This window comes from Slackia heliotrinireducens DSM 20476 (assembly GCF_000023885.1).
GTDB lineage: Bacteria > Actinomycetota > Coriobacteriia > Coriobacteriales > Eggerthellaceae > Slackia > Slackia heliotrinireducens.
Genome location: NC_013165.1, coordinates 1,355,005 through 1,380,878 on the forward strand (window position 1 = coordinate 1,355,005; position 25,874 = coordinate 1,380,878).

Sequence of the window (25,874 nt, forward strand, 5' to 3'; positions counted from 1 at the left end):
ATGGAGGAAATGCCTAAGAATTACGATGCTGCCCAGGTCGAGGAGCGCATGCTCCAGAAATGGCTTGACGGCGGCTTCTACGCGCGCAGCAAGGGTTCCGAGGACCGTACGGTGGTCATCCCGCCGCCCAACGTCACCGGCATGCTGCACATGGGCCACGCGCTCGACGACACCATCCAGGACACCTTCATCCGCTACTGCCGCATGCGCGGCTATTCCACCCGTTGGATTCTGGGTACCGACCACGCCGGCATCGCCACGCAGACCAAGGTGGACAAGAAGCTGAAGGCCGAAGGCATCTCGCGTCTGGAAATCGGCCGCGAGAAGTTCCTCGAGGCCTGCCAGGACTGGCGCGTCCAGTACGGCGGCATCATCGTGGAGCAGATCAAGCGCATGGGCTGCTCGGTCGATTTCGACGACGAGAAGTTCACCATGTCGCCCGAATACGCCAAGGCCGTCCGCAAGGTGTTCGTGGACTGGTACCACGACGATCTGATCTACCGCGGCAAACGCATCGTGAACTGGTGCCCCAACTGCACCACGGCCATCTCCGACGACGAGGCCGAGTACCAGGACGAGCACGGCCATCTGTGGCACCTTCGCTACCCGCTGACCGAGCCGGTCGACGGTATCGAGCACATCACTGTGGCCACCACCCGTCCCGAAACCATGCTGGGCGACACCGGCATCGCCGTGAGCCCCGATGATCCGGACAAGGCCAAGTTCATCGGCAAGACCGTCATGCTGCCCATCGTCAACCGCGAGATCCCCATCTTCTCCGATTGGCACGTGGACGCGGGCTTCGGCACGGGCTTCGTGAAGGTAACCCCTGCTCACGACCCGAACGACTTCGCCATGGGCCAGGCCCACGACCTGCCGCAGATCAACGTCTTCGACGAGCATGCGGTGGTTGTGGAAGGCTACGGCGAGTTCACCGGCATGGACCGCGACGAGTGCCGCGTAGCCATTGTGAAGTGGTTCGAGGACCACGGCCTGCTGGATCACGTCGACGACCACGACCATTCCGTCATGCACTGCTACCGCTGCGACTCCACCCTGGAACCCTGGCTGTCCGAGCAGTGGTTCGTCGGTGTTGACAAGCTGAAGGGCCCCGCGCTGGACGTCGTCAACAACGGCCAGGTCAAGTTCCACCCGGACCGCTGGACGCAGACCTACACCACCTGGATGGAGAACCTCAAGGACTGGTGCATCTCGCGCCAGCTGTGGTGGGGCCATCGCATCCCCGTGTTCTACTGCGACGAGTGCGGTTGGGAAGACGCCCTGATGGAGGATGTGGACACCTGCCCGAAGTGCGGCGGCCACGTGCATCAGGACGAAGACGTGCTGGACACCTGGTTCTCCAGCCAGCTGTGGACCTTCGCCACGCAGGGCTGGCCTGATAACCTGGACGAGCTTGAAGGCCACCATCCCACAAAGGTGCTGGTCACCGCCCGCGACATCATCGCACTGTGGGTGGCTCGCATGGTCATGAGCTCGCTGTACTTCACCGGTCAGATTCCCTTCGAGGACGTGTTCATCTACGCAACCATCCTGGCCAAGGACGGCAGTCGCATGTCCAAATCCAAGGGCAACGGCGTGGACCCCATGGACCTCATCAACATGTACGGCGCCGACGCCATGCGCTACAACCTGCTCACGCTGGTCACGGGCAGCCAGGACGTCAAGTTCGACGCCGACATCGACCCGAAGACCCACGAGCTGCTGGGCTCGCCGCGCACCGACGCCGCCCGCGGTTTCGTCACCAAGATCTGGAACGCGAGCCGCTTCGTCATGATGAACCTGGACGGCTACACGCCCGGTGAGCCTGTGGCCGCAACCGCCGCCGACGCGTGGATTTTCTCGCGCCTGGCCAAGCTGACCAAGTCCATTACCGATGGCATCGAGGCCTACGAGTTCGGCGACGTGTCGCGCGAACTGTACGACTTCTTCTGGAACGAGTTCTGCGACTGGTATATCGAAATGACCAAGGACCGCCTGCGTGGCGAAGGGGAGGAGCGCGCCGTTGCCCAGCGCAACCTGGTGTACGTGCTCGATACCGCCCTGCGCCTGCTGCACCCGGTCATGCCGTTCGTCACCGAGGCCATCTGGGAGCATCTGCCCGTGGCCGAGGGCCAGCCGGCCTTGATGGTGGCCCAGTGGCCCGACCCGGTCGATTACGAAAAGTGGGTCGACGACAATTCCGAGGTCGCTGTGGCTATGGCCTGCGGCGTCGTGGGCGCCATCCGCTCCACGCGCGCGCAGTACCGCCTGTCGCCCAAGGCCGACGTGCCTGTTGTCGTGAAGGTGCCCGCAGCGTCCGAGGCCGCGCTTGCCGCTCAGGCAGGGCTCATCACGTCGCTGGCCCGCGTGAGCAACCTGACCGTTGCTGCCAATGCCGAGCGTCCCGCCGAAAGCGCCGCCGTCATCGCCGAGGGTTGCGAGGTCTACTGCGTGCTGTCCGGTCTGGTCGATTTCGCGGCCGAGCGCCAGCGCTTGGAGGCCGAGCAGAAGAAGCTTTCCGGCGAGTACGCCAAGCTGGAAAAGAAGCTTTCCAACGAAGGCTTCGTCCAGAAGGCCAAGCCCGAAGCGGTCGAGAAGGCCAAGGCCCAGTTTGCCGAGGTCGGCGACAAGCTTGCCCTGATTGCCGCCCAGCTTTCCGAACTGGCCTAACGCCTTATTGGCACAGTCCCTTCTTGAAGCCGTCGCCCCGTGCGGCGGCTTTTTTCATGACTTGGGACAAAAGGGACAGTCCCCGTTATCCCACTGTGTCAGTAGGGACGTTTCCTTTTGGCGCATTTTTGTGTCAGTAGGGACAGATCCGCGGCGGGACAAGGGTATGCGTACTGAAAGGACGAAACGGGACAAAGTGCTACGATGCCCCTTTGTCCCATCCGCCAACGCACCCGCCCGCAGCCGCCTGTCTGCATCGCAAACAGGCCGCATCCTCGTCGGCCGTCCCATTGGCGCGGCAGACTTCTCGTGTCCTGTTTATGTGCTGCCGTCTGGCTAAACGAACTCTCTGCGGCGCAATGCGGCGACTTTTGCTACAATGACGAAAGTTGCGCGCCTGCGAGAGGCGCATGTTTGGAAAGGGAAGGTTCATGTCCGAGATTCTCTCCGAGCTTTGGACTCCGGAAGTTCAGATGGCCGTTACCGCGGTTATCGCGTTTCTGGTTGTGCTTTATGTGCTCTCTATCATCTGGGTCGTCCGCGACGCGTATCTGCGCGGCACCGTTTGGTTCATCTGGGCCATCGTCGCCCTTATCCCCATTCTGGGCGTCATCGCGTACACGCTGCTCCGCCCGCCGCTGCTGCAGATCGACCGCGACGAGCAGGAACTCGAAGTCGCGTTGAAACAACGGCAACTCATGCAATACGGCGAGTGCGCGAACTGCGGTTATCCCGTCGAGGCCGACTACGTGCTGTGCCCCAACTGCCACCAGCGCCTGAAGAACATGTGCAGCCGCTGCGGCAAGGCCCTCGATCCTTCCTGGAAAGTGTGCCCCTATTGCGCCACTCAGGTTGGTTCCGGTTCCCGCCGTCAGGCAGCATCCCATTCCGCCCAGCAGCGCTAAGGCCTGCGAACACTGATTTGTCAAAGCCGCCTCCGGGCGGCTTTTCCTGTACCGAACCGCCTCGACCTGCGCCGAAAGGAGAACCGCATGGCCCAGCCCACCTATCCAGCCCACGCCCTGGTGGTCCGCAAGACCAAGCTGGGCGAAACCGACCTCATCGTCACGTTGCTGGCTGACGACGGGCGGCTGCTGCGTGCGGTGGCGAAAGGGGCCCGCAAGCCCACGTCCACCTTTTCATCGCGCATCGAGCTGTTCTCCGTGGTCGATGCCCTGCTGGTGGAGGGCCGCAATCTGGACATCCTGAAGGAAGCGCGCCTGGTCGATGCCAATCTGGGCATTCGCGAAAGCATGGAGCGCGCTGCGGCCGCTTCGCCCATTCTCGAACTGGCGGGAATCATCGCCCAGCCTGAACTGGTCCACCCGAAGCTTTTCAGTTGCACGGTTGCGGGCCTTAAGGCCGCGTGCGACGCCGACCCGGCCCAGACGCTTTCGCTGTCGGCGGCATGCCTGCTGAAGGTTTTCTCCTTCGCGGGGTTCCGTCCCAGCTTCAACGAGTGCGTCAAATGCGGATCGAAAATCGACCTGTCCGGCGGACGCTCCAGCGTGGTGTCCTTCTCGGTGCTTGATGGCGGCTGCGTGTGCGACGACTGTTCGCGGCTTTCCGAGGTGGTTCACCTGCCCGCCGAGACCATCCAATGGGCGAACTACCTGCTCATGTCCACGTTTGCCGATATCGCTCAACATCCTTGCGAACGCCGCGTGGCCTTCGACGTGATGCAGCTTTGCCAATCCTGGAGCCGCGAACACGTGGGCACGCGCCTCAAGTCGCTCGATTTCCTCTTCACCTGCGGCCTGTTCTAGTCCTGCTCCTTCGGCTTGCATCCCCACGACCGTCGAACCCGCTTCGTGCAACGAGATTCTGGTTTTTGGTGCACTTAAGGGGATAATCCGCAGCAAGACAAGGCGAAATGCCCTTTCAAGACCTATCTAGCCGTTTTAAGGCCAAAAGATACGAAACAGAAACACCCAAAGTGTGGCGCAACTGTTGTTGCCAAGGGAGCTCGAAGCTGTTCGAGTTGCAGATTATCCCCTTAAGTGCACACGAAAACGATTTCTCGTTGCATGGCGCTGCTCGGAAGGCCAAGATCCAAGGCCAGCGCCCCTGTGGAACCCGCTTGAGTCGGTTTGGTCACGCCCGATCGGCGCCTCGTGGAACCTGCCGAAGCGGTCCGCGCCCTGCGGAACCCGCCAAAGCGGCATCCGCCATGCGCCGGCCGCGCCCCGCTTCGAACCGGCCGAGGGCGTTCTTTCCGATTGCGGTGGATTCCGCATGGCCAGGCATGCAAACCCGCTGCGCATCCCTATAATTGCCCCATGGAGAAAATTGCTGTCATATGTGTGGGCAACCGTCTGATGCTGGATGACGGCATTGGGCCGGCGGTGTACGACGCCCTGACCGAGGACTATCGGTTCCCGGAAAACGTCGAGCTCATCGATGCGGGCTGCATGAGCATGGACCTGCTGCACGTGGTTCGCGACTTCGACTACATCATCACGGTGGACGCCATCGACGGTCTGGACGCGGATCCGGGCACGGTGTTCCGTTTCGCGCCGGAGGACATCGGCGGGGGAGTCGCCATCATGCAATCCCTGCATGACCTGCGCCTTATCGACCTGTTCAACGCTGCGGCGCTGCTCGGCTACCACGCCGAAGGCATCTGCTACGGCATGAAGGTGCTGAACATGCACCCGCTGGATCTGACCGAAGGCCTTACGCAGCCGGTCTTCGACGCGCTGCCGCTGCTGCGCGATGCGGTGCTGGCGGAGCTTCTGGGTCGCGGTGTGGAAATCCGCAACGCCGACGGGTCCGTCTTCGTGCCGCCCGCAGGCGACCAGCCCGATCCGTGCGAATAGGGGCGTGAACCCATGTCCAAAAAGAAAAAACCCCAAGGATTCGAAATCTCCGACGAGATGGACCGCGAGGAGCGCGAGCTGCTCAAAGACGTGCCGCGGGTCAACATCGCGGCGTTTTTCGCGCCTCCCATCTGGGGTCCCGCCAACGGCCTGTGGGTCAGTATCCTGTTCTACCCGCTGTGGGTCATGGCCGACACCGCGTTCGTGAACGCGTACGTCATGCGCACGCCGCTGGCCGTCACCATCGGCGTGGCGGTGTTCTTCCTGATGGTCGCCATCACCTACGGCTTCGCAACCATCTCGCAGCCGTTCGCGCTGCATCGGGCCCTCAGCCTGGGCGTCAGCAAGGAGACCTATCTGAAGCGGCAGCGCATCTGGGCCGTGGTGGCCGTCATCATCGGTATCGCGGCGCTTGCGGTGGCCACCTATTACAACCTGGCGCTCAACCCGAAAATCGTCGGCTAGGCGCCGCTGCGACACGCGCACAACCAGGGCCTTCGGGCCCTTTTTGTATATGTAGGGAAGGCATCGGTGCCGAGTCGGGAGCTTGCGCCCAGAGTCGCTGAACTCGCTCAGGAAAGCATCGATGCCGAGCCGGGAGACGCGTATGCTAGGTCGCCAGGCCTGCTAGAGGGCGCATCGCGCCGAGGACCTGCGCCAAGGGCCAAGGTCGTCGGGCTCGCAGAGAACGCATCGGATACGCAACGGGCATACGGCGAATCCGCAATATGTTTCGGTTCTGTCCTATGTCGCCACGCACTGCCTTCAAAAATGTTAGAATCGGCTAATAAATTCGAGCGACGGGATACCCCCTAATCCCGGCTTAAGGAGGCTTAAGTATGAAGGCTCAGAACGTGTTCGCCAAAACCGGCTACATATTGGCTGGCGCGGCATTATGCAGCCTTTCCGTCATGCCTGCCTGGGCGGTAAGCGGCGAGCAGACCGCAAACACGACCGCTGAGGGCGACGACACGACGAAGACAATCAAAACCATGGGCGACCAGACGTCCGTCACCAAATCGGAAACGGTGCGGGTCTACACCGACGCCACCGGCGCCGTGACCTCGGTCAAAGTGTCCGACTGGCTGCAGAACCCCCAGAAGCTCTCGCAGCTGTACGACAGTTCGACGTTGGCGGCCATCGAAGGCGACCAGGGCGACGAGGAGCTCAGCGGCTCGGGCGACGCCATGGTGTGGGAAGCGGACGGCGAAGACGTCCGTTACGCGGGCGCAAGCGACGCGGAGCCGCCGGTAAAGGTCAATTTCGCATACCAGCTGGACGGCAAGGATATTTCCCCTGATGAGCTGGCTGGCAAAAGCGGGCATCTGACCATCCGCGCGACGTTCGAGAACACGTCCTGGGTGGAGAAGAAAATCGACGGCAAGACTGCCAAGATCTACACGCCGTTCGTGTGCGTGACCGGCTGCGTCGTGGACAACGACGTGTTCACGAACATCGAGGTGGACAACGGCAAGGTCATCAACAACGGCGCCGATTCCGTGGTGGTCGGTTTCGCCGTGCCGGGCCTGCAGGAAAGCCTGGGCCTGGACGACATGAAGGACGCCGACGGCAAAGCTCTGGACGTGGAGATCCCCGAGGGATTCACCATCGAAGCGGACGTCGAGAACTGCCAGATGCACAGCATGTTGACCCTGGTCAGTCCCGATATGCTGTCGGATTTCGATACGGACGACCTGGACTTCGGCGACATGGGCGGCTCGGGCGACGAGCTGTCCGACGCCATGCGCGAGATCATCAACGGCTCGGGCGAATTGTCCGACGGGCTGGGCCAGCTGGCCGAAGGCGCTTCGCAGCTCGATGACGGCGTGGGCACGCTGGCAGGGTCCGTGTCCGAACTGCCCGCGGGCACGCAGGCCCTGGCGGACGGCACATCGCAGGTGCAAGGCGGGTTGTACCAGCTCAAGACCCAGACGTCGACGCTGCCCACCAGCACCAAGCAGCTGGCCGGCGGTGCAGGCGCCTTGGCGGACGGCCTGACCGACGCCACGGAAGGCTCTTCGTCGCTGGCGGCGGGCGCCCGGCAGCTGCTGGACGGCCTGGTCCAGCTGAAGGGGAGCGCCGCCGACAAGACCGGCCTGGCGTACCTCAGCGTGTCGTTGGGAAGCGACGAGGCCTCCCAAACGCTGATCGGCGTCACCAACACGGTGGCCAAGGGTTTGGCCGACTTGGAGGGAAGCGAATCCGAATCAACAGGCCTGTACGGCTTGAAGAATGGTGTTACTGCAGTTCAGGGTGCTGCGGAGGCATCCAGGGACTATGCCGGATCGGCCGCTTCCGCATTGGGTGACGAAGGTGCCGCGGGTGCGGTTTCCGGCGCGCAGGCCAACGTGGACGCGGCGGCCGAGGGTGTTTCGGCAGCGCAGGACGCCCTTGCCGAGGCGCAGGCGGCGCTGCCTTCCGATGTTGTCGTCGACACGGCATCGGCCCAGGTCGGCATCGATAACGCCATCGCGACGGTGGAAGGTTCCGCCCTGACCGACGAGGAAAAGGCCGCTGTCATATCCGAGCTTACGGCCGCGAGGGATTCGCTGCCCACGTCGGCCTCGGTGGATGCGAGCGCTGCCAGCGGCAAGATCGACGAGGCGTCGGCCCAGCTCACAGATGCGGAAAGCGGTATTTCTGGGGCGCAGGACCAGCTTGCGACGGCTTCGACGGACATCGAGTCCGCCCGTGCCGATGCAGAAGGCGCGGCCCAGTACGCCCAGGGTGCCGTCGACGGCGCAGCCGGGGTTTCGTCTGGTCTTGACGAGGTGATATCCGCAGTTCAAGGGCTTGAAGCCGGGGCCGGTGCCGTGCATGACGGTCTGGTTGCCGCCAAGTCCGGCGTGGACGCGGCCCTTGTCGGGTTGGGTGACGAAGCCACCGCAGGCACGCTCATCAACGGGGCCAGCCAGCTGTCGGGAGGCGCTGGTTCGCTAACGGATGGCCTGCAGACGGCGGCATCGGGCGCCGATGCTCTGGCAAAGGGAACGTCCCAGCTCGCAGGCGCAACGCCCGCGTTGGTGGCAGGCATCCAGGCTCTTTACGACGGCAACGCCCAGATAGACGACGGCATGGCCGGCCTGGCACAGGCGACGCCCCAACTGGTAAGCGGCATCGGCGCCCTGTCGGAAGGCACCTCGGCCCTGTCCGAGAGCATGGCGGCCGCATCCGACGGCTCGGCGGCCCTGACCGACGGCCTGAAGGAGTTCGACAAGGAGGGCATCCAGAAGATCGTCGACCTGCTCAACAACGATGTGACCGGCATGACCGATCGCCTCGACGCGGTGGTCGAAGCCGGCAAAGCCTACACCAACTTCTCCGGCATCGACGAGGATCATTCCGGCTCGGTCAAATTCATCTACCAGACCGACCCCATCGAGATTCCCGAAGAGGAATAGCCCGCGACAACGGGGACATTGGGGAGGCTATTGTCCCGCCCGCGCCAACCACGCGCGGGGCAGGGGCGCGGGACATCGGGGACGGAGGTGATTGTCCCGCCCGCGTCAACGAACGGACAATACCCTCCGTCCCCGTCGTCCCGCCCGTCGTCCCGTCGTCCCGCAAACGTCTCTCCGCGGAAGCTAGCTTGCCATGCGTACTTCCTCCAGGTCAGAGCCGGCACTGGGGTCGTTGAACTTGCCTAAGTCCACGCAGCCTTCCTGCTTGGCCACAACTATGGTGCACACTGCGTCGCCCGTGATGTTCACGGCGGTGCGGCACATGTCCAGAATTCGGTCGATGCCCATGATAAGCGCGATGCCCTCAAGCGGCAGGCCGATGGAATTGAACACCATGGACAGGGTGATCAGGCCGACCGACGGAACGCCTGCGGTGCCGATGGATGCCAGCGTGGCGGTTGCGATGACCGTGACGTACTCGACGGGGCCCAGCGGCACGCCGAACAGCTGCGCCGTAAATATGACGGCCACGCCTTGCATAATGGCGGTGCCGTCCATGTTGATGGTCGCGCCCAGGGGAATGGTGAACGAAGATATGCGGCGGTCGACGCCCATACGCTTCTCCAACGTCTCGATGTTCAGCGGGATGGTGGCGTTGGACGTTGCGGTCGAGAACGCGAACAGCATGACCGCCACGAACTTCTTCATGAATTTGAAGGGACTGACGCGGGCCAGCACGAACAGCAGGATCATGTAGGTCAAAAACAGCTGGCACGCCAGCGCGATAAGCACGCCCAATACGTATTTGACCATGGGCAGAAACGCGCTGAACCCGATGTTGGCGAAGGTGCGTGACAGCAGGCAGAACACGCCGAAGGGTGCGACGTGCATGACCATGGAGGTCATCTGCATCATAATGTCGTTGAACTGCGTGAAGAACTTATGCACGGTTTCGACGCGGCGGCCCAGGATGGCCAGGATGATGCCCACGAACAGCGCGAAGAAGATGACGCACAGCATGTCGCCGTTGGCGGCTGCACCGATGGGGTTCTTCGGGATGATGTTCAGCAGCGTCTCGGCGATGGAGGTTTCGCTGGCGGTTGCCAGAGTGCTCGGGTCGCTGGATGCGATCGAGGACATGTCCACGCCGCGCCCGGGGTTGATGATATTGCCCACGGTCAGGGCGATCGAGATGGCCAGCGCGGTGGTGCACAAGTAGAACAGCAGGGTCTTCACTCCGACGGTGCCCAGCGTTTTCACGTCGCCGATGGCGGCGGCACCGCATACGATGGAGCAGAACACCAGGGGCACGACCAACATCTGCAGCAGGCGGATGAAACCTTGGCCGATAACGTAGAACACGCCGTCTACCAGCAGAGCGTCGCGTACGAACCCGCCGGGCATGAAGTAATGAATCAGCACGCCGCAGACAATGCCCAGGCCCAGCGAAATCAAAATGACGCTTGTCAGGCCAAGCTTCCTTTTCTTGGTTTCGGTCTCTGTCATTGCTCACTCCTAACCTAAGAGTCTGTGGTTGCGCATATATTCTTCCAGGTCGTCTTTCCAAGAAGGCATCTTCGCAAGGCCGGTCAGACGGATCATCATGTTGTCCAGCTCCACGTGGAAAGCCTTGTCGGGATCGTAGGTGCCAACCATGTTGACGGTGGAGGCGCCTGCCAGTTCCAGCGCGCGTTTGATGAACTCGTATCGGCTGCACAGCCCCTCGCAGGACAGATGGAAGGTGCCGTACTCTCCGGTCTCCATGATGGACATCAGCACCTTGCAGAAGGTATCGGAGCTGGTGGGGGAGCCGAACTGGTCGGCCGGTACTTCGATTTCCCTACCGGCTTTGGCATCGGCGATATGCATGCGCAAAAAATCGTCCTTCCGGGCGGTGTAAATCCAGGACGACCTCAGGATGACATGGCGCGGGTTAAGCTCGCGCACGAGCACTTCGCCCGCCTCTTTGGACTTTCCATACGTGAAAGAGGGGTTGGTGCGCTCGAATTCGCTCAACGGCGCTGAGTTCGGCTTGGTGGAGCGGAACACGTCGTCCGTGGAGATCTGAATGATGGTGGCCCCCAGGTAATGGCTGGCCACGGCCAGATTACGCGCGCCCAATGCGTTTACCCGATAGGCTTCGTCGGGGTTGGCCGCGCAGACGTCCTTGTCGGCGATGCCGGCGCAGTTGATGATGAATTCGGGTCGGTATGATTCTGCGAACGTGGTGACCATGTCAAGGTTGGTGACGTTCAGCTCCCTGTCCGTCGTGTGAATTGAGTAAGTGTCATGGTCAAGATGGTATTCGATGGACCGGCCAAGACGTCCCGTTGCACCCGCTATCCAAACCACGCGTTTCGGTCCGAACGTCATAGTTCACTCCTTTCGGTCGATTGCCGCGTACGAGAAAACGCTGAGCGTCGCCTGACGGCTTGTATTAGGCCTATGTAGTGCTTGATAAGAGGCATCCTGCACGCGGGATTGCATACGATGTCATTCATGATACATGCAGATGCCTACATCAAAAGTAACAATGCAGCGACTTTTACCCCTGGCGGGACGTTGTAAATAGGGTAATGAACTGCAGAAACTCTACGCTAACAAACGTTTTGCGAATTGCCCACGCATGACGAAGCCGGCATGCAAGCAGAACGGCATATGCATATTTGGGTCGAGTCTGCGTATACTCAAGATTTTGACTACAATGGTCCAGTCATCGTTTCGGAAGAAGAAAGGTTTCGCCGTGGCAGATTACAATCAGCAGCAATACTATCAGCAGCCCCAGCCCCAGCCGCAGTACTATCAGCAGCCGCAACCCTACTACCAGCAGCCTGTCGAAGTGCCTGTCTCAACGGGCGATTGGATGCTCACCATGTTCCTGACGGCCATTCCTCTGGTAGGCTTTATCCTGCTTCTGGTCTGGGCATTCGGCTCCACCACGCCGTTGTCCAAAAAGAACTGGGCCCGCGCGGGCCTCATCTGGTGGGTCATCGCCATGGTGCTCAGCATCCTCTTGACCGTGGCGCTCGGCATGCTCGGCTACTCGACCTACGAAACCGTCTAATGGGACAATGGGGACCGGCACCTGGTCCCATTGTGTCAGTAGGGACGTTTCCTTCTGACTCATTTTTGCGCCACTGGGGACAGATCTGCGCCGGGACATAGGGGGCTCCGATGCCCCCAATGTCCTGCGCTATCGACAACCGCCGGAGGCGCCTGGGGTTGGCGTCTTAGGCGGTCCAAAAAATCGTCCGCACCCCGCCTTTGTCTCATTTTGGCAGGCGGGAATGCGGGCGCTATCCCTCCGCATCCCGCTCCTTAGCCCGGGACAAAGAGGACAGGCACCTTTGTCCCGTCGGCTCATTCTGCTCGGCGGGCGTGTAACTTTAACGCATCCCGCTCCTCGGTCCGAAAACCTCGTTTTCCGCCAGGAAAATCAAGTAGTGTACGACCTGCTTGAGCGTTAATTTCCAACCCCAAATACTGCAACGGTTTGACCAGGGGTTTTCTGAGAGGCATTCGCGAAGCGGCCGAAGCGCGGTGCCGATGCGGCTCCCAAGTCGTACATTACTTGTTTTTCTTGGTGCGAAAGCCCGTTTTGGGCTTGAGGAGCAGGCCGGAGCGGCGGGGGAGCGCCCCTGCCGGGGCATAGCGGGACAAAGGGCTCCGTCCCCAAAGTCCACCCCCATTCTGCCACCTATAAGCGATTCTGATGCTCCCTTGTGAAAATCTTAACTGCTCTTCTATTGGTGCGTTTCGCAAGGTATAATCAAGCGGTCCTTTAAGACGGTACAGAGAGACCGGCAAGGCAACCGCGACGGCGTCGAACAAACAATACATACGCGGATAAACAGACGCCCGAACATCTCGCCTTGGCCCAGCTTGCCGAGGTATTTTTTTACCCGCGAGCCGGACCTCAGTCAACCTGTACGCACTCATGCGAAAAGAGAGGAGAGTGTGTATGAGCGACGAAAGTCAGGTGAAATCCGTAGTCATGGACGCTGCGGAAATCGATCGCTCGCTGACGCGCATCGCGCATCAAATCCTGGAGGCGAACCACGGCTGCGACAACATCGCGCTCGTCGGCATCGTCACCCGCGGCGATCTGCTGGCGAAGCGCCTGGCCAGCATCATCGAGGGGATCGAGGGCAAGGAGGTGCCGCTGGGAAGCCTGGACATCAGCTTCTACCGCGACGACTACCTGACCATCTTGGCCCCCGAAGTCCATGAAACCCGCATCAGCTTCGACGTGACCGGCAAAGACGTCATCCTGGTCGACGACGTCCTGTACACCGGTCGCACCATCCGTGCGGCGCTGGACGCCCTCATGGACCTGGGTCGTCCGAAAACCATCCAGCTGGCGGTATTGGTGGACCGCGGCCATCGCGAACTGCCCATTCGCGCCGATTTCGTGGGCAAGAACGTCCCTTCCGCACACGACGAGAACGTCCGCATGTTCCTCGAGGAAGTGGACGGCATCACCGCTGTCGAAATTCTGGACATCAAGCCCGGCACCCGCGCCGGATCCGCACCGCTGGGAGGTGAGTAGCGAATGGCCTTCGACCATAAGCACCTTATCGATATCACAGAGTATTCCGATACCGATATCATGACTATCCTGGAGACCGCCAAAGCGTTCTCGTCCGTGAACGAGCGCAAGATCAAGAAGGTCCCCACGCTCAAGGGCATCACCGTCGTGAACATGTTCAACGAGCCCTCGACCCGCACCCGCAGCTCCTTCGAGCTGGCTGAAAAGCGCCTGTCCGCCGACTGTCTGAACTTCGGCGGCTCGTCCACCTCCTCGGTCAAGGGCGAAAGCCTCATCGACACGGTGGAAACCCTGAACGCATACAAGATCGACGCCGTGGTCGTGCGCGACAAGCACGCAGGCGCCCCCTACATCGTCTCGCAGCACACCCCGGCTTCGGTCATCGACGCCGGCGACGGCAAGCACCAGCATCCCACCCAGGCGCTGCTGGACCTCTACACCATCTGGGAGCACAAGCAGGACTTCAAGGGCCTGAAGGTGGCCATCGTCGGCGACGTGGGGCATTCCCGCGTCTGCGGCTCTCTGGTCCCGGCCCTCAAGATCATGGGTGCCGAAGTCACCTTGGTCGCACCGGGCACCCTCATGCCGCCGCGCCCCGAGGTGCTGGGCGCCGACCACGCCACGCCCTATCTGGACGAGGTGCTGCCCGACATGGACGTCGTGTACATGCTGCGCGTCCAGCGCGAACGCCTCGAAGGCGCGCCGTTCCCGAGCCTGACGGAATACCACGAGCTCTTCGGCCTGACCAAGAAGCGCGAGAAGCTCATGAAGCCCGACGCCATCATCTGCCACCCTGGCCCCATCAACCGCGGCGTCGAATTCGACAGCTACATGGCCGACCATCCGCAGCGTTCGGTCATCCTCGAACAGGTCTATGCAGGCATCTGCGTCCGCATGGCCGTCCTGTATCTGCTTTTGGGAGGTGCTGATAATGGCCTTAATTCTTAAAAACGCCCACATCGTCGACCCCGCTGCCCAGCTTGACGGTGTCGCCGACGTCCTTATCGAAGGCGGCATGATCGCCAAGGTTGCCGAAAACATCGAGGCGGAAGGTGCCGAGGTCCGCGACCTGACGGGCAAGTACCTCATTCCCGGCCTGGTTGACCTGCACGTTCACTTCCGCGATCCGGGTCTGGAGTATAAAGAAACCATCGAGACCGGCTCTCGCGCGGCTGCCCACGGCGGATTCACCGACGTGTGCACCATGGCCAACACCGACCCCATCTGCGACACCGGCGCCACGGTTGCCTACCAGATCGCCCGCGGCGAAGAGGCCGGCAAATGCCGCATCCATCCGGCGGGCTCGTGCACGAAGGGCCTGAAGGGCGAGATCATCTCCGAGATGGGCGATATGGTCGCAAACGGTGCCGTGGCCTTTACCGATGACGGCCGCGGTGTCCAGGACGCCGGCATGATGCGCCGCGTCATGGACTACGGCAAGATGTTCGACAAGGTGGTCATGAGCCACTGCCAGGACGAAGGCCTGGTGGGCGACGGCCAGATCAACGAGGGTGCCGTCTCCACGCGCCTCGGCCTTCTGGGCTGGCCCGCCGCCGGCGAGGAAATCCAGATCGGCCGCGACATCGCCATCGCCGAGCTCACAGGCTGTCCGCTGCACATCCAGCACATCACCACGGCCGCAGGTCTTGACATGGTTCGCCGCGCCAAGGCCAAGGGTCTGGAAGTGACCTGCGAAGTCACGCCGCACCACCTGTTCCTGAGCGAAGAGGACCTGGACGTCACCTACGACACCAACCTGAAGGTGAACCCGCCGCTGCGCACCAAGGAAGATTCCGCAGCGCTGCTGGAAGGCATCCTGGACGGCACCGTGGACTGCATCGTGACCGACCACGCACCCCATGCCGCCTGGGAGAAGGCCCGCGAGTTCGAGCTGGCGCCCTTCGGCATGACCGGCCTTGAGACCAGCCTGGCCCTCATCCTGACCAACCTGGTGGACAAGGGCGTCATCGACTACGCCAAGATGGTGGAACTCATGTCCATCCGCCCGCGCGAGATCCTGCGCATCGCGCCTGTGAGCATCGCCGAGGGCAACGTGGCCGACATCACCGTGTTCGACCCCAATGCGGAATGGACCGTGACCGAGGACATCTTCGAGTCCAAGGCCGCCAATTCCGGCTTCTTGGGTGCGCAGCTCAAGGGCCGCGCGACCGACGTCTACCTGGCGGGCGTTCCCACCATGGTCGACGGAGTTGTAACCGACTAATAGGAATTCATCATGTGCATTACTCCGAATTCGGAGCACTTTGAGGAAAGGGCCCGGATCTGCTCCAACGAGCAGGTCGGGCCTGGCCTGTTCAAGATGGTGCTCCATTGCCCGCGCTCCGCGGCGGCCATCAAACCCGGCCAATTCATCCACATGCGCCTCGACGGCTTCGAGGCCCACATCCTGCGCCGTCCCTTCTCCGTGTACAAAGCCGACACGCAGGAAGGCACCATGGACATCATCTACCAGGTGGTGGGCACGGGCTCGCAATGGATGACCGGACTTGAGCCCGGGCACACCGTATCCATCATGGCGGCGCTGGGCAACACCTGGCAGCCCGTGGACGGCAAGTTGCTGCTGGTCTGCGGCGGCGTTGGTGCGGCGCCCCTGTTCATGTTCGCGCAGCAGCTCAAGGCCGAAGGCCGCGACTTCGAGGTCATCCTGGGCGCGCGCACGGCCGACATGCTGGTCACGAAGGCCGACTACACGGCGCTTCTGGGCCGCGAGCCGATCATCGCCACCGACGACGGCACCGAAGGGTTCTCCGGGTTCGCCACCGTGCCCATGCAGCAGCAGCTCGAAACGGGGGAGTACTCCGCGGTGTACTGCTGCGGGCCCGACCCGTTCATGCGCATCGTGTCCGGCATCGTGGCCGACGCGGGCATCGACTGCTGGATCTCCGAGGAGAAGCGCATGGCCTGCGGCATCGGCGCGTGCCTGTCCTGCGTGGTGGAAACCGTGGACGGCAAGAAGCGCTCCTGCGTGGACGGCCCCGTTTTCAACGCGAAGGATGTGGTGTGGGCATGAGTGTGAACATGCAAGTAAACCTGGGCGGGCTGGTCATGGCCAATCCGGTGACGGACGCTTCCGGCACCTTCGCTGCAGGTAGGGAATACGCCGATTTCGCGGATGTGTCCCGGATGGGCGCCATCACCACCAAGGGCGTTTCGCTCAACGGGTGGGAAGGCAACGCCGCGCCCCGCATCGCCGAGACACCCAGCGGCATGCTGAACTCCATCGGATTGCAGAACCCTGGCGTCGCGCACCTGTGCGAGGTGGACCTGCCGTGGATCAAATCCATCGGTGTGCCGGCCATCGTCAACGTGTCCGGCCACAGCCTGGAGGAATACGTCGCTGTGGTCGAGGCTCTGGAGGCTGACGGCCAGGCGGACGCCTACGAGATCAACATCAGCTGCCCCAACGTGGATGCGGGCGGGCTCACCTTCGGCACGCATGTGCCCAGCGTGGAGGCCGTTGTCGGCGCATGCCGAGCAGCCACGAAGCGCCCGATGATCGTCAAGCTGACGCCCAACGTGACCGACATCACCGAGATCGCCCGAGCCGCCGAAGCATCCGGCGCCGACGCGCTTTCCATGATCAACACGCTTCTGGGCATGGCCATCGACGTGCGCACCCGCAAACCCGTGCTGTCCCGCGTGGTGGGCGGCCTTTCCGGCCCCGCGGTCAAGCCCGTCGCCCTGCGCATGGTGTGGCAGTGCCACAACGCGGTTTCCATCCCCATTTTGGGCATGGGTGGTATCATGACGGGTGAAGACGCCATCGAGTTCATGCTGGCCGGCGCCACCGCCATCGCCGTGGGCACTGCGAACTTCGTCAACCCAACGGCCGTCACGGACGTGCTCGACGGCATGATTGCTTATTGCGAACAGAACGGCGTCGAAGATGTCAACGAATTGGTTGGAGGATTGCAATGCTAACCGTGTTCGATTCCGTACCGCGCTCGGACCGCATCATCGTGGCCCTGGACTGCGATCGTGCGGAGGCGCTGTCGCTGGCCAAACAGCTGCAGGGCAAGGCGAAATGGATGAAGGTCGGCATGACCCTGTATTACGCCGAAGGCCCCAACATCGTGGAAATCCTGGGGCTTCTGGGGTACAAGGTGTTTCTGGATCTGAAGTTCCACGACATCCCGCATCAGGTGGCGGGTGCCGCCGAGTCCGCCGTTTTGGCCGGTGCCGACATGATCACCATGCATGCCATCGGCGGCATGCAGATGATGGAAGCCGCCCAGAGGGCGGTGGACGAGTCCGGTTCCGACGCCGCAACGCTGGCCATCACGGTTCTGACCAGTATGGATGAGGAGCAGCTTCATCAGACCGGCGTGAACCGCACCATCCCCGAGCAGGTGCAGGCGCTGGCAACACGTGCATCCGACGCAGGGCTTTCCGGCGTGGTGGCTTCGCCTCAGGAGGCGGGAATGCTGCGAAGGCTTCTGGGACCGGATGCATATATAGTTACGCCCGGCGTGCGTCCCGCAGGCGCCGACCGCGGCGATCAGAGCCGCGTGGCTACGCCGAAGGAGGCCTTCGACGCGGGAGCTTCCCACATCGTCATCGGCCGCCCCATCACTCAGGCCGAAGATCCTGTGGCGGCGTTCGAGGCCATCGCAGCCCAGCTATAGAACGGAGCCAATGGCCGCAATTCGCTGACAATTGCGGCCATATCTGTCCCTTTTGCACCCATAACGCTATTAAAAGCACAGGTCAAGAGCCAATATAGTGCATATTTTTTGAAGCATTGCCCCGAATCGTTTGGGAAGTCGGGCAGCTTGTGCCATAATGGCCTGCGTTGTGTTAGTATCCCTTCGCTGCTAAACCGAGCAGCGTTAAATCTAAAGGAGTGAAAAATGGCAATTCCTCAACTGAGTGCTGAAGACCGCAAGGCCGCCCTCGAGAAGGCAAAGGCTGCCCGCACCAAGCGCGCCGAGATTCGCGAAGAGCTGAAGGCCGGCAAGCTGAGCCTCAAGGAAGTCCTGGACATGAAGGACGATCCCGTCATCGGCCGCATGAAGGTCTCCACCCTCATCGAGACCCTGCCTGGTTACGGCGAGGCCAAGACCGCTAAGATCATGGACGAGCTGAAGATCGCCGAATCCCGTCGCCTGAAGGGCCTCGGTGCTCGCCAGGAAGCTGCTCTCCTCGAGCGTCTTGCCTAGTCTGTTGAGGTAACTCGTGCGCAAAGGGAACCTTTTCATCATTTCCGGACCTTCCGGAGCAGGTAAAGGTACTCTCGTGAATCTGGCCATGCACCGTGTAGGCGATGCATGGCTTTCCGTTTCTGCCACCACGCGCAAACCGCGCAAGGGGGAAGTGGACGGGCAGCACTACTTCTTCGTGTCCAACGATGAATTCGACGCCATGGTCGAACAGGACCGCCTGCTGGAGTGGGCACAGGTCCACGCCAACCGTTACGGCACTCCGCGGGAAACCGTTGAGCAGCACATTGCGGCTGGCAACCAGGTCATTCTGGAAATCGACGTCCAAGGCGCCCTGCAGGTCCGCGAGAAGATGCCTTCCGCAAAGCTGGTGTTCATCGAGCCGCCGTCCATGGACGTGCTGGAAAGCCGCCTGCGCGGCCGCGGAACCGAAGCGGAGGACGTCATCGCCCTGCGGATGAAGAACGCGGAAACCGAGCTTGCGCTCAAAAACGAGTACGATATCAGTTTCATCAACGACGACCTCGACGAATGTGCCGATGCTCTGGTAGCATACATAGAGCAGTCGGCCGAAGAGAAGGACGAGTAACATGACTATCATCGAGCCCAGCATTGACTCCCTGTTGGCGCAGACCGATAACGACAGCTTCCTGCTGTGCGCCATCGCCTCGAAGCGCGCCCACGACATCAACGACATGATGCGCGGCCAGCGCGAACGTGCCATTCAGCTTTCCAGCGCCGTGGAAATCGCCAAGGCAACCGACAAGAAGGCCCTTTCCATGGCCTTCGAGGAAGTTTCCCGCGGCGAGGTTTCCTACGACCCTGCCACCATCGACGCCAAGGTTCACTAAACCGTCGACGGTTGCTGAATAACAGGAATGCAAGGCCCGCCTGAGCGGGCCTTCTCTGTGTCGGGGCCGAAGCAGTGCCTGCGGCACCGACGAGCATAGGAGCATGACATGACCTCTTACCAGCGCATCTGCTTGGTGCATTACCACGAACTCGGCCTGAAGGGCCGCAACCGCAACACCTTCGAGCGCCATTTGATGCGCAATGTGGAGGCGCTGCTCGAACACGAACCTGTGGAGAAGGTGACCCGCATTTCGGGACGCGTTCTGGTGCTGCTTTCCGCCCAGGCCGACCTTCAGGCGGGTCAGCGCGCGGTGAACATCCTGCGCAAGGTGCCGGGCGTCGCCCGCGTCAGCTGCGGCTACCGCTGCGAGCGTGAGATGGACCAGATCAACGACGCAGCCCACAAGGCCTTGTCCGAGGTGGACGGCTTCTATACCTGGAAAGTGGTGGCCAGGCGCAACCACACCGACTTCCCGATCGACTCCATGGAGCTCAACCGCTTGGTGGGGGCGTACCTGTGCGACCGGTTCCCCGAGAAAAAGGTCCAGATGAAGGGCGCCGACGTGGAGGTGCACGTCGAGGTGGTGCAGGGCTATGCGTACGTGTACGCGCTCACCATCCCCGGCATCGGGGGCCTGCCCATCGGCACGGCGGGCAAGGTGGTGTGCCTGCTCAGCTCCGGCATCGACTCGCCGGTTGCTACCTGGCGTATGGCGCGTCGCGGCGCCACCTGCATCGGCGTCCACTTCTCCGGCCGCCCGCAGACCCAGTCCACATCGGAATACCTGGTGGACGATATCGCGCACGTGTTCGAGGAGTTCGGCGGCATCGCGCGCATCTTCACCGTTCCCTTCGGCGACCACCAGCGCAAAATTGCGGCTTTGGTGCCGCCGGCGCTGCGAATCATCATCTACCGCCGGTTCATGATGCGCGTGGCCGAACGCATCGCCCGTGACGAAGGCGCCAAGGCGCTCGTGACGGGGGAGAGTCTGGGTCAGGTGGCCTCGCAGACGCTGGACAACATCAACTGTACGAACGCCGTGGTGAAGATGCCTGTGCTGCGGCCGCTCATCGGCAGCGACAAGCTCGAGATCATCGCCGACGCCAAGAAGATCGGCACCTACGACATTTCCAGCAGCCCGGCACCGGATTGCTGCACGCTGTTCATGCCGCGCAGCCCCGAGACCCATGCGAAGCTGGCGGATGTGGAGGCGGCCGAGGCGGAGCTGCCTGTGGACGAGTGGGTGAGCGAGCTCATGTCCAAGGTCGAGTTGCGGGAATACCGCTGCCCGTCGTCCTACGACAGCAACCATCACGGGCGTGCCGAGGCCAAAGCGGCGGTCGATGATAACGTAACGAAACTGAACTAGCGTTATCGCCCCAGGAAAAATTTATACGCTGTAGAAAATAAATTGGCATTTTCGCTTGTGTATTATCCGTAAGTGAGTATAATAAAGCCGTGCTCGAAACAACTTCCTTCTCGCAGAGCACTGATATCTCGCTTAGGCCGGAACGTCATCTCCCCCCGACGTGTCCGGCCCTTTTTCTGCTCCATCGGGTTGGAGTTTTGAAGAAACTGCGATGGATTGGGCACTTTGAAACTAATTTCGTAATAATGCTTGCGCTATGGGGAAGGTTTGGCTAATATACTTCCTCGCTGGTTCGAAACCAGTGCATGTGGGCGGTTAGCTCAGGGGGAGAGCACTACCTTGACACGGTAGGGGTCACAAGTTCAAATCTTGTATCGCCCACCACTTGCGGACATGGCTCAGCTGGTAGAGCACCACCTTGCCAAGGTGGGGGTCGCGGGTTCGAACCCCGTTGTCCGCTCCATAAATTCACAAGGGTCGCCTTCGGGCGGCCCTTGCTTTTTGTGTCACTAGGGACGTTTCTCTTTGGTGTGCCACTAGGGACGTTTCTCTTTGGCGCATTTTTGTGTCACCGGGGACACATGGACCCCGGGACCGTCCCATCTTCCCCTTTGCCCCATCTTTCTACCGACACGTTTCCTCCGCCTTTCTTCCAGCTGGGACATGTGTCTCATTCTCTTCCGCACGCAGAAGTGTCGGTCGCACGGAGCCTATGCCGAAGCAGGCGCATGATAGACTCAAATCGTAGGCAGGCAGCACTATGAGCGAGTCTAAAAGGAGCGTGGAAGCCATGTTACGCACCTCCGTCATTCCTCCCTGGAAAAACGCCCTAGCTCGTCAGGAGGTGAAGTCTGCGCCCTGGCGCGCAATGCTCGCGATGCTCGCGTGCATGGTGGCGATAGCGTGCGCGGTTTGTTCGGCGCAGCCGCGCGAGGCCTATGCAGCGTGGGAACAGAGGACTGACCCGACTATCAACGAGTACATAAAGTCCGGTCTGAACAGCGACGGCACCGTCGATGCATTCGTGGAGATCGACTTCGACGACGTGGGCTACGCCAACAGCAATTCCGGGCTCGCCGACGCCTACGACCACAGGGCCTTGTATGTGCAGTTCTGCTACCGAAGCGCGGTGAGCTCGCAGGATCCGGAGTATTCCCAAGAGTACGAGGCAGGGTTCTGCCCCTATTACTATATTCCAGAGTCTCTACTGGGCGGGACCTTCTGGATCGAAATAGAGGACTACAGCTACTCGCGCACGTACGTCTCCGAGCCTATAACGGTGAACCCGTCGGGCGATGACGGGGGCAACCTCCGCTGGTCCTTTAGCCCGGCGAGCAGGACGCTCACGATCTCCGGCGTGGGCGACATGACCGAATTCGAGGGCGAGACCCCTTGGATGGGCATGTACCACGACACCGATGCCGTCGTGATCGAGGACGGCGTCACCTCCATCGGCGACTATGCGTTCTACGGCTTCGAGGGCCTCAGGCTGGTCGACGTTCCCAAGTCTGTGACGTCGATTGGGACCAGAGCGTTTTGGCTTTGCGGCCACGACTTGGTGATCCGCGGCTACGCTGGCACCGAAGCGGCCCACTTCGCGCACGATAGCGGACGGCTCTTCGACTGCGTCGACGGCGACCTTGGTGCGATGACAATCGACCTTACCGCAGGCGGCGTTACATATGATTACTCCAGCGCCAAGAAGGCTGCCCCTAACAGTACGTTTTACTCCTTGAGCTGGACCGACTTGAATGGCGACGAGCTTATCGATTGGAGGCCGTCCGACACCGGCGACGATGACGATGGCTACGACCTGGACAAAGACGGCAATGTCGACGTGACGGAGTCGTGGAAGGACGCGCGCTACGTGACGTTCAAGAAGGCTCCCGCCTGCAGCTTAGAGGGTTCGGTGACGTACAAGCTCACGCCCGAGCGCAGGTACCTAGCGGCAAGCCTCAACCCCGAGGGCTACTTCCACAGCGAGCTCACCGTGGTGCTGTCCTACAAGCAGGGCTGGAACAAGGTGGACGGCTCGTGGTACTACATGACCGACGCCAAGGGCACCAAGGCCAAGGGCTGGAAGGCGATAGGCGGGCGCTGGTACTTCTTCGACAAGTCTTCGGGCGCCATGAGGACCGGCTGGCTGAAGGACGGCGGCACCTACTACTACCTGGCCCCTGCGAAAACCTCGGCGGGCGACCCGCAAGGCGCCATGCTGAAGGGATGGCAGAAGGTGGGCGGCAAGTGGTACTACCTCGGCACCGACGGCAAGATGGTGACGGGCTGGAAGACCATCGGCGGCAAGCAGTACTGCTTCAAGCCCTCGGGCGCCATGGCGGCGGGCGAGTGGTACGGCGGCTGGTGGCTGAGTGGCAGCGGCGCCTGGACCTACCCGTACAAGGGCTCGTGGAAGCAGAGCTCGAAGGGGTGGTGGTTCGGCGACACCAGCGGCTGGTACGCGAAGAACCAGACGCTGAAGATCAACGACAAGAACTACACCTTCAACTCCGCAGGTTACATGGTATAGCGACGATGGCTTGGCCGTTGGCTTTGGCCCAAGGCGTTATGTGTCGATGGGAAACTGATTCTTGAATTTTCAGGGGAGGGCTTGCATCGACGCGTTCGGTTCTGTAATATACTTCCTCGCGCTGGCGAGATGGCCAAGTGGTAAGGCAGGGGCCTGCAAAGCCCTCATCACCGGTTCGAATCCGGTTCTCGCCTCCAGCATGCGGACATGGCTCAGCTGGTAGAGCACCACCTTGCCAAGGTGGGGGTCGCGGGTTCGAACCCCGTTGTCCGCTCCATTAACGTTACGTGAGGGCCGCCTTCGGGCGGCCCTCGCTGTTGATGCTGCAAGCCCAAACCCGCTATGCACGAAAAATGACCCCAGCAAAACAAAAAGAGCCGCTCGTAGAGCGGCTCAGAGGGTTTGGGGAGGGTTCTAGTCGGTAATGTGCAGGCCGACGTAGGAGGCGTTCTCGGGCATGCCGGAGATGTCGTAGATCGACGACATGGGACAGGAGCTGATGGTCCAGGTGAACGTGCCGGCGTCGGTGTACAGGGTGCCGGTCTGGTAGTTGTTGCCTACGCTGTCGACGCCTTCTTCATCAACGGTCACGTTCTCGTTGTCGGTCCAGCCCAGGGCATCCTTGGTGGAGCCCACGGCGGATTCCTGGTCCTGCGAATTCAAATCCACGAACCGCAGGCGGATATCGGTGCCTTCTTCGGTAACCGAGCGGGTCAGCTGGTAGTAGCCCGGCAGATAGAACGACGCGGTCACGGCGTCCATGGTGTTGATGCCGGAATCCATGATCTCCTTGGCCTCGGCGGCGTCCGCGTCGGAGGGGAGCTTCACAATCTTCAGGCCTTCTTGCTCGGTCGAGTAGTCGATGTAGGGAATGCCCGCCTCGTCAAGCGACGCTTTGAAGGTTTCGTCGTCCATGGCCGTGAACGCGGCCACATCGGGAAGCTCGAGCGACGCCTCGCGGGTGAGGTTGCCTTGGATTTCTTCCGCCACGTGCTCGCTGTGGTGCAGGATGTAATCGGACGCCTGCAAGAACACCTTGCCGCCCATGAAAAGCGCAACAACCGCAACAATCAAGGCGAAAATCTTCACATAAATGGGAATCTTGAAGTCCTTCAGAAGGGCGGAGCCGTCCATATAGCGAACGGTCTGGCCCTCCTCGGCCGGCGCAAGCGTGTGAAACTGCGTATGATTTGGCATTCCGTCTCCTCTGTGATGAAAGTTAGCCGATTCATTATAACAAAGCGCAACGCACATGATGATGTGGTAGCATCATCAGAACCTTGGGGGAGTAGTTGGCACCTATCCCGGTGTGGCACGTCAACAATCTCGGCGCAAGCCTGGCGTGTCTTAAACGACGAGACCTGCGGTGCATTGGTAGAAGTGCATCTGGTCCCAGTCGTGGCCGATTGCGCGTGGAAAGGAAAGGTGCCTAATGGATTTATCAATCTTCACCACCCCGGAGGCTTGGATCAGCCTCGTGACGCTCATCTTCCTGGAGATTATCTTGGGCGTCGACAACATCGTATTCATCGTCATCACCACCGACCGCCTGCCCGTTAACAAGCAGCACATCGGCCGTAAGCTCGGCCTTGCCGGCGCGTTCATCATGCGCTCGCTGTTTTTGTGCTTCGCGTCGTTTTTGGTGCATCTGGTCGACCCGTTGTTCTCGATCGACCTTGGGTTCTATGCGCACGGGTTCAGCATCCGCGACCTGGTGCTGTTCGCTGGCGGCGTGTACCTCATTTATAAGGGCGTTTCCGAAATGCGCTCGATGTTCACGCTGAACGACCTGGTGCCTGGAGAGGTGGCCGACCCCGACAACCTCACCCGCAAGATCAGCCTGCCGCAGGCCATCGCCACCATCATGGTCATGGATATCGTGTTCTCCATCGATTCGGTCATCACCGCGGTTGGCATGGCGAATCACCTCATCATCATGATTCTTGCGGTCATGTTGGCCATCATCCTCATGATGGTCTTCATCGACACTATCTCGAAATTCATCAACAGCAACCCGGCCATTAAGCTGTTGGCCCTGAGCTTCATCGTCATGATCGGCATCCTGCTGACTCTGGACGGCCTGGGCATCAACTCCGGCATCGAGGTGCTGGACATGCACATGGAGAAGCTGATGGTCTACTTCGCCATGGTGTTCTCGATCTTTACCACCATGCTGGGCATCAGCTACCGCCGCAAGGCCGTGGGCTACCTGAAGGAAGAGCACCCCGAGTTGATGTACGTTCCCGCCGACGACGATTCGGACGAGGACGGCGGCCAGCTTCACATCAAGGACGTGAAGCCGGAGCAGGCTGCGGTTTCGGGAGGAACCCAGTAAAGGCTTTTCGGCTCGGCGTGCAACGCGTCATTCGAAGGCGGCGTCAGGTTTCGGCCTGCGCCGCCTTTTTTTGCAGCGAGGTGGCGAGCTGCGACCTGCGGTTGGAGCGTAGTCGGGGCCCCATCGTGAGTTGGGCCTTAATTGAAGCACGATTGGGGGCTGGTTGTGCCG

General features: G+C 61.3%; 22 protein-coding genes and 4 tRNA genes. 23 read left to right on the forward strand and 3 right to left on the reverse strand.

The window, feature by feature from the left end:
* From SHEL_RS05765 to SHEL_RS05790, 6 genes are all read left to right on the forward strand, one after another.
* Positions 1–2,670 carry a valine--tRNA ligase gene (locus SHEL_RS05765; protein WP_012798310.1) on the forward strand — a complete coding sequence of 890 codons (2,670 nt, stop codon included), beginning with the start codon at positions 1–3 and terminating at the stop codon, positions 2,668–2,670.
* A gap of 431 nt (positions 2,671–3,101) precedes the next feature.
* The gene (locus tag SHEL_RS05770) at positions 3,102–3,575 is read left to right on the forward strand and encodes a zinc ribbon domain-containing protein (protein WP_012798311.1); all 474 of its coding nucleotides are present in this window, start codon (positions 3,102–3,104) and stop codon (positions 3,573–3,575) included.
* An 87-nt stretch (positions 3,576–3,662) separates the two neighbouring features.
* Positions 3,663–4,436 carry a DNA repair protein RecO gene (gene recO, locus SHEL_RS05775; protein WP_012798312.1) on the forward strand — a complete coding sequence of 258 codons (774 nt, stop codon included), beginning with the start codon at positions 3,663–3,665 and terminating at the stop codon, positions 4,434–4,436.
* A 513-nt stretch (positions 4,437–4,949) separates the two neighbouring features.
* Entirely contained in the window at positions 4,950–5,489 is a 540-nt protein-coding gene (locus SHEL_RS05780; RefSeq protein WP_012798313.1) for a hydrogenase maturation protease, read from the forward strand.
* A 12-nt stretch (positions 5,490–5,501) separates the two neighbouring features.
* Entirely contained in the window at positions 5,502–5,954 is a 453-nt protein-coding gene (locus SHEL_RS05785; RefSeq protein WP_012798314.1) for a hypothetical protein, read from the forward strand.
* A gap of 374 nt (positions 5,955–6,328) precedes the next feature.
* The gene (locus tag SHEL_RS05790) at positions 6,329–8,890 is read left to right on the forward strand and encodes an autotransporter outer membrane beta-barrel domain-containing protein (protein ID WP_012798315.1); all 2,562 of its coding nucleotides are present in this window, start codon (positions 6,329–6,331) and stop codon (positions 8,888–8,890) included.
* Between the two features lie 183 nt (positions 8,891–9,073).
* On the opposite strand, the gene SHEL_RS05795 is transcribed toward SHEL_RS05790, so the two are convergent.
* Both SHEL_RS05795 and SHEL_RS05800 read right to left on the reverse strand, forming a co-directional pair.
* Positions 9,074–10,396 (reverse strand): dicarboxylate/amino acid:cation symporter, encoded by a 1,323-nt coding sequence (locus tag SHEL_RS05795; protein ID WP_012798316.1) that lies wholly within the window; start codon positions 10,394–10,396, stop codon positions 9,074–9,076.
* Between the two features lie 9 nt (positions 10,397–10,405).
* A complete protein-coding gene (locus tag SHEL_RS05800) occupies positions 10,406–11,263 on the reverse strand; it encodes an SDR family oxidoreductase (RefSeq protein WP_012798317.1) in 858 nt (285 codons plus the stop codon).
* A 370-nt stretch (positions 11,264–11,633) separates the two neighbouring features.
* Between SHEL_RS05800 and SHEL_RS15450 the strand changes: the two genes are divergently transcribed.
* The 16 genes from SHEL_RS15450 to SHEL_RS05880 all read left to right on the forward strand — a co-directional run bounded on the left by SHEL_RS15450 (position 11,634) and on the right by SHEL_RS05880 (position 23,645).
* Complete coding sequence (locus SHEL_RS15450; RefSeq protein ID WP_012798318.1) at positions 11,634–11,954, forward strand: hypothetical protein; 321 nt, start codon at positions 11,634–11,636, stop codon at positions 11,952–11,954.
* An 897-nt stretch (positions 11,955–12,851) separates the two neighbouring features.
* Positions 12,852–13,439: a bifunctional pyr operon transcriptional regulator/uracil phosphoribosyltransferase PyrR gene (pyrR, locus tag SHEL_RS05810; RefSeq protein WP_012798319.1), complete on the forward strand. Its 588-nt coding sequence runs from the start codon at positions 12,852–12,854 to the stop codon at positions 13,437–13,439.
* Between the two features lie 3 nt (positions 13,440–13,442).
* The gene (locus SHEL_RS05815; protein WP_012798320.1) at positions 13,443–14,387 is read left to right on the forward strand and encodes an aspartate carbamoyltransferase catalytic subunit; all 945 of its coding nucleotides are present in this window, start codon (positions 13,443–13,445) and stop codon (positions 14,385–14,387) included.
* Complete coding sequence (locus SHEL_RS05820; RefSeq protein WP_012798321.1) at positions 14,371–15,663, forward strand: dihydroorotase; 1,293 nt, start codon at positions 14,371–14,373, stop codon at positions 15,661–15,663. Before SHEL_RS05815 ends, SHEL_RS05820 begins: the two co-directional genes overlap by 17 nt.
* Before the next feature lie 12 nt (positions 15,664–15,675).
* Positions 15,676–16,470, forward strand: a complete 795-nt coding sequence (locus SHEL_RS05825; protein ID WP_012798322.1) for a dihydroorotate dehydrogenase electron transfer subunit — start codon at positions 15,676–15,678, stop codon at positions 16,468–16,470.
* Entirely contained in the window at positions 16,467–17,381 is a 915-nt protein-coding gene (locus SHEL_RS05830) for a dihydroorotate dehydrogenase (protein ID WP_126513758.1), read from the forward strand. Before SHEL_RS05825 ends, SHEL_RS05830 begins: the two co-directional genes overlap by 4 nt.
* Positions 17,375–18,085: an orotidine-5'-phosphate decarboxylase gene (gene pyrF, locus SHEL_RS05835; protein WP_012798324.1), complete on the forward strand. Its 711-nt coding sequence runs from the start codon at positions 17,375–17,377 to the stop codon at positions 18,083–18,085. The genes SHEL_RS05830 and pyrF overlap by 7 nt, the downstream gene beginning before the upstream one ends.
* 225 nt (positions 18,086–18,310) lie before the next feature.
* Positions 18,311–18,619: an integration host factor, actinobacterial type gene (mihF, locus tag SHEL_RS05840; protein ID WP_012798325.1), complete on the forward strand. Its 309-nt coding sequence runs from the start codon at positions 18,311–18,313 to the stop codon at positions 18,617–18,619.
* Positions 18,620–18,635: 16 nt separating this feature from the next.
* Positions 18,636–19,208, forward strand: coding sequence for a guanylate kinase (gmk, locus tag SHEL_RS05845; protein ID WP_012798326.1), 573 nt, complete (start codon positions 18,636–18,638; stop codon positions 19,206–19,208).
* Position 19,209: 1 nt separating this feature from the next.
* A complete protein-coding gene (locus SHEL_RS05850) occupies positions 19,210–19,470 on the forward strand; it encodes a DNA-directed RNA polymerase subunit omega (RefSeq protein ID WP_012798327.1) in 261 nt (86 codons plus the stop codon).
* Positions 19,471–19,578: 108 nt separating this feature from the next.
* Positions 19,579–20,841, forward strand: a complete 1,263-nt coding sequence (thiI, locus tag SHEL_RS05855; RefSeq protein WP_012798328.1) for a tRNA uracil 4-sulfurtransferase ThiI — start codon at positions 19,579–19,581, stop codon at positions 20,839–20,841.
* 309 nt (positions 20,842–21,150) lie between these two features.
* Positions 21,151–21,225: transfer RNA gene (locus SHEL_RS05860), tRNA-Val, on the forward strand.
* 3 nt (positions 21,226–21,228) lie between these two features.
* Positions 21,229–21,304 (forward strand) — tRNA-Gly (locus tag SHEL_RS05865).
* A 327-nt stretch (positions 21,305–21,631) separates the two neighbouring features.
* Positions 21,632–23,368, forward strand: coding sequence for an N-acetylmuramoyl-L-alanine amidase family protein (locus SHEL_RS05870; RefSeq protein ID WP_012798329.1), 1,737 nt, complete (start codon positions 21,632–21,634; stop codon positions 23,366–23,368).
* Positions 23,369–23,491: 123 nt separating this feature from the next.
* Positions 23,492–23,565 (forward strand) — tRNA-Cys (locus SHEL_RS05875).
* Positions 23,566–23,569: 4 nt separating this feature from the next.
* A tRNA-Gly gene (locus tag SHEL_RS05880) sits at positions 23,570–23,645 on the forward strand.
* A gap of 137 nt (positions 23,646–23,782) precedes the next feature.
* Here SHEL_RS05880 and SHEL_RS05885 read toward each other — a convergent pair.
* A complete protein-coding gene (locus SHEL_RS05885) occupies positions 23,783–24,565 on the reverse strand; it encodes a hypothetical protein (RefSeq protein ID WP_012798330.1) in 783 nt (260 codons plus the stop codon).
* Between the two features lie 235 nt (positions 24,566–24,800).
* Between SHEL_RS05885 and SHEL_RS05890 the strand changes: the two genes are divergently transcribed.
* On the forward strand, positions 24,801–25,703 hold the full coding sequence (locus tag SHEL_RS05890) for a TerC family protein (protein WP_012798331.1): 903 nt from the start codon (positions 24,801–24,803) through the stop codon (positions 25,701–25,703).
* The last annotated feature ends 171 nt before the right edge of the window (positions 25,704–25,874 follow it).